General features: G+C 71.0%; 2 protein-coding genes and 1 pseudogene. All 3 read right to left on the bottom strand.

Annotation, left to right across the window (positions count from 1 at the left end; translation table 11 throughout):
* Nucleotides 1-152: 152 nt before the first annotated feature.
* Nucleotides 153-1,253 (bottom strand): NADH:flavin oxidoreductase/NADH oxidase, encoded by a 1,101-nt coding sequence (locus BJG92_RS13540; RefSeq protein WP_232084516.1) that lies wholly within the window; start codon nucleotides 1,251-1,253, stop codon nucleotides 153-155.
* Complete coding sequence (locus BJG92_RS13535) at nucleotides 1,253-2,257, bottom strand: tetratricopeptide repeat protein (RefSeq protein WP_232084515.1); 1,005 nt, start codon at nucleotides 2,255-2,257, stop codon at nucleotides 1,253-1,255. Before BJG92_RS13535 ends, BJG92_RS13540 begins: the two co-directional genes overlap by 1 nt.
* A gap of 155 nt (nucleotides 2,258-2,412) precedes the next feature.
* A pseudogene (locus BJG92_RS13530) lies at nucleotides 2,413-3,475 on the bottom strand (hypothetical protein); the annotation flags it as partial.

Genomic DNA, 3,475 nt, shown 5'->3' with positions numbered 1-3,475 from the left:
GGGCGGGCACGATCGGCGCCGGCAGGCTCTCCGGGACATGCGGATCCGGGTGCTGAAAAGTCATGTCGTTAGACTAACCTCACCCGGGCCCGAACAGGAGAGTCCCCCGCGCCGTTGGCCCCGTCGGCCCTCCCCGGGCTTAGCCGGAGGCCCTAGAAGGAGTGCCGGGGCATGGCGCGCTCGTATTGCGGCGGCCACGCAAGCTCGTGGCCGAGCTCGAACGCGGCGCGCAGCCACCAGTGCGGGTCCCGGAGCGCGGCCCGGGCGATGAACACGCCGTCCGCCTGGCCGGTGGCCACCGCGTGCTCGGCCTGGCCGGCCGAGGTCAGCAGCCCCACGGTGCCGGTCCGGACGCCGGTTTCGCGACGGATCCGTGCCGCGAAACCGGTCTGGTAGCCCGGGCCGACCGGAATCTGCTGGTGGGCCACGGCCCCGCCGCTGGAGACGTCGACGAGGTCAACGCCATGTTCGGCGGCCGCCCTGGCCATCCGCACCGAGGCCTCGGCGTCGATCCCGCCCTCGGCCCAGTCGGAGGCCGAAATCCGCAAGAGAAGCGGCATGGAGTCGGGGATGACGTTGCGGACCGCGTCCACGACGGCGAGGGTGAGCCGGTTCCGGCCCGCCTCGTCGCCGCCCCAGGCATCCGTCCGGTCATTGACCAGGGGGCTCTGGAACTGGTGCAGCAGGTACCCGTGGGCGCCATGGATTTCAATCGTGTCGAAGCCGGCTCCGACGGCCCGTACCGCGGCGGCAGCGAAATCGGCGATCACACCGTTGATCTGTTCCGCCGTCATGGCCGAGGGTGCGGCATAGCCGTCGAAGGCGCCGGTGCCCGGTCCCTCGGTCGGCCAGCCGCCGTCGGATGCCGGGACGGTGCCCTGCTTCCCGGCGAAGGGCCAGTAGGAGGATGCTTTCCGGCCGGCGTGCGCCAGCTGGGTGCCGATCTTCGTGTCCGCGGTGCCGTGGCGGTGGACGAAGGCGGTGATCCGCTCCCACGCGGCCGCCTGGTCGTCGTTGTAGAGGCCGGCGTCGCGCGGGCTGATCCGGCCGCCGGCGTTGACGGCGGCCGCCTCAGTGAGGATCAGCGCCGCTCCCCCGGTGGCGAAGGAGCCCAAGTGCATGAGGTGCCAGTCGGTGGGCACTCCCGGCGCGGTTTCCGGATCGCAACTGTACTGGCACATGGGTGAAACCCAGCCGCGGTGCTGCAGCCGCAGGGACCGCAGCTCCAGCGGGGTGAACAGCGCCGACGCCATCAGAAGAGCACCCGGGCCAGGTTCTGGCGTGCCTTTGCGACGCGGTCATCGTGGATGCCCACGACGTCGAACAGCTCCAGGAGCCGGACCCGGGCCGTTTCGCGCTCCGGGCCGAAGTTCCGGCCGATGAAGGCCACGACCCTGCCGAGTCCGTCCTCGACGTGCCCGCCGGCGATGTCCACGTCCGCGACCCCGAGCTGCGCCTGAAGATCGTCCGGCTGGTCCGCGGCCTGCTGGCGGAGCGCGTCGGTGTCCGCGGCGGAGAGTGGCTGGAGGCGGCCCATGAGCTCTACCTGCGCCAATCCGGCCTTGGCCTCGGCGTCGGCAGGCATCTCCAGGAGGGCCTGGCGGAAGGCCGCGGCCGCCTCGGCGTAGTCGCCGGCCTCGATCGCGTCGAACGCCTTCTGGTGCAGCGGTGGCAGCGGCGGGGCTTCCGCTTCGGCGCCGTCGGGACCGGCCGCGCCGATGCGGCCGGTCACCCCGTTTGCGGCGGCGATCTTCACCAGTTCATCCAACAGGGCACGGATCTGCTGTTCCTCGGCGCCGCCCTGGAAAAGCGGCACCGGCTGGCCTTTCACGAGGGCCACGGCGGTGGGGACGGCTTCCACCTGGAATGCCTGGGCGAGCTGCGGAAAGGCCTCAACGTCGGCGGCGCCGAGGACCAGCCCGCCGTCGTAGTTCCCGACGATCTGCTCAAGCACGTCCACGAGCTGGGCTGAGCCTGGCGAATAGGCCGCCCACAGCGCAATCACCACGGGCACCTGGGCCGACAGCTCAACGAGTTCCTGGAAATTGCCTTCGGTGACATCCACCCGCAGCGCCCGTCCGTCGTCGGCAGCGGTGTGGCCGTCGGCCGCGGGAACGGCCGGGACACCGGGAGCGCCGGGAACCGCTGCCGCCGGCGGCGCTGGACGTTGTTTGAGCGAAGAAAGGTCGACGGCGCCCCGCAGGTTAAGCAGGTTGGCGGCAGCTGGCGGGACCGGACGGGAGGCTGGCGAAGTCATAGCTCCACTCTAGCCACTCCTCCCCCGGCAGGTGCCCAGCGATCCGCTCCCGGCGGAACGGCAAGCACACGGCCGGAAACCCGCGAGGGACCGGGCCGTTGCGGCCCGGTCCCTCGTGCGTGTCACTGGGTTGTTGCTACCTCACCTCAGGCGCCCTACTTGAAGCTTGCCCCGACCAGACCGCGGGTGGCGGCCACGAGCTTCATCGGGTCGGTGGATCCGGCCGGCGGAATATAGACGGCCATCGATTCGGCGAAGTTCAGCAACATTCCGGTGCTGGTTTCCTTGCCGCCAGCCAGGGCCGCTGCATCGTCGCCGATGGTCAGCTTGTCGCCCGCGGCCTTGGGGGTGCCGTCGAACGCAAAGTTCAGCCGGCCCAGGGCCAGTGCACCGCCGTCGGCAGTGCGGAACACGACGGTGTTCTCAGGGACAGCCTTGTGGGTAAAGGCGAAGGTCCCATTCACGCCCGAGCTGACCACGTCGGCCTGGTACGCGAGGGTGTCCGCGATGTACGGGGAAGACTGCCCCTCGACGAGCTTGTCTTTGAACGCGGAGTCGGCGGTGGTCAGGCGGTCGGCCAACCCGGCCAGCGCCTCCTCGCCGCTGTACAGCAGGCCCGACTTATCTGACGGGGCCAGGTTCTCGGTGCCGCCCCTGGCGATGCCCGGGAAGGTCGTCCCCGGCTGCAGCGGCGTGGTGAGGACCAGCTTGTAGTTCTCCCGCGGCGAGGCCTGGGTCAGGGTGAGGAGCTGGGGCACGACGTTGCCCTCGCCCTGCGTCACGGCCAGGACCGAACGCGGCCAGCTTCGCTGGGTGGTGACGACGGTGGTCAGCAGCTTGGTGGCGCGGGCCGGCATCCGAGCCTCGTACGTGCCGACCTGGGACCGGATCTTGTAGTTCTGCGAGCGGACGCCAAGTTCGGGCTGCCCCACGCGCGGCTCAAGCTTGGCCGCGTCCTTGCCGGCGTCGCCGGCATCGACTGCACTGCCCACCTGCTCCAGGATCTGCCGGAACTGCGCGTCCAAGACCACAGGGGCGGCCGGCGCCTTGTCCTCTGCGACGGCGGGGGCCGACGGCGACGCGGACGACGAGGGGTTCGGCGACGGCGTCTGGCTGGCGTGGGCAGCGACGCCCGTGCCGGCGACGGCGGTGACGGTCAACACGGCCATGACGACGCCGGAGCGCCGCACGCGCTGCGCCACGGTGGACTGCCGGGCA

Origin of the sequence: Arthrobacter sp. SO5, from assembly GCF_020532805.1 — a bacterium.
Classification (GTDB): Bacteria; Actinomycetota; Actinomycetes; order Actinomycetales; family Micrococcaceae; genus Arthrobacter.
Note: the sequence above shows the minus strand (reverse complement) of the source record. Positions and strands in the feature narration are given on the sequence as shown.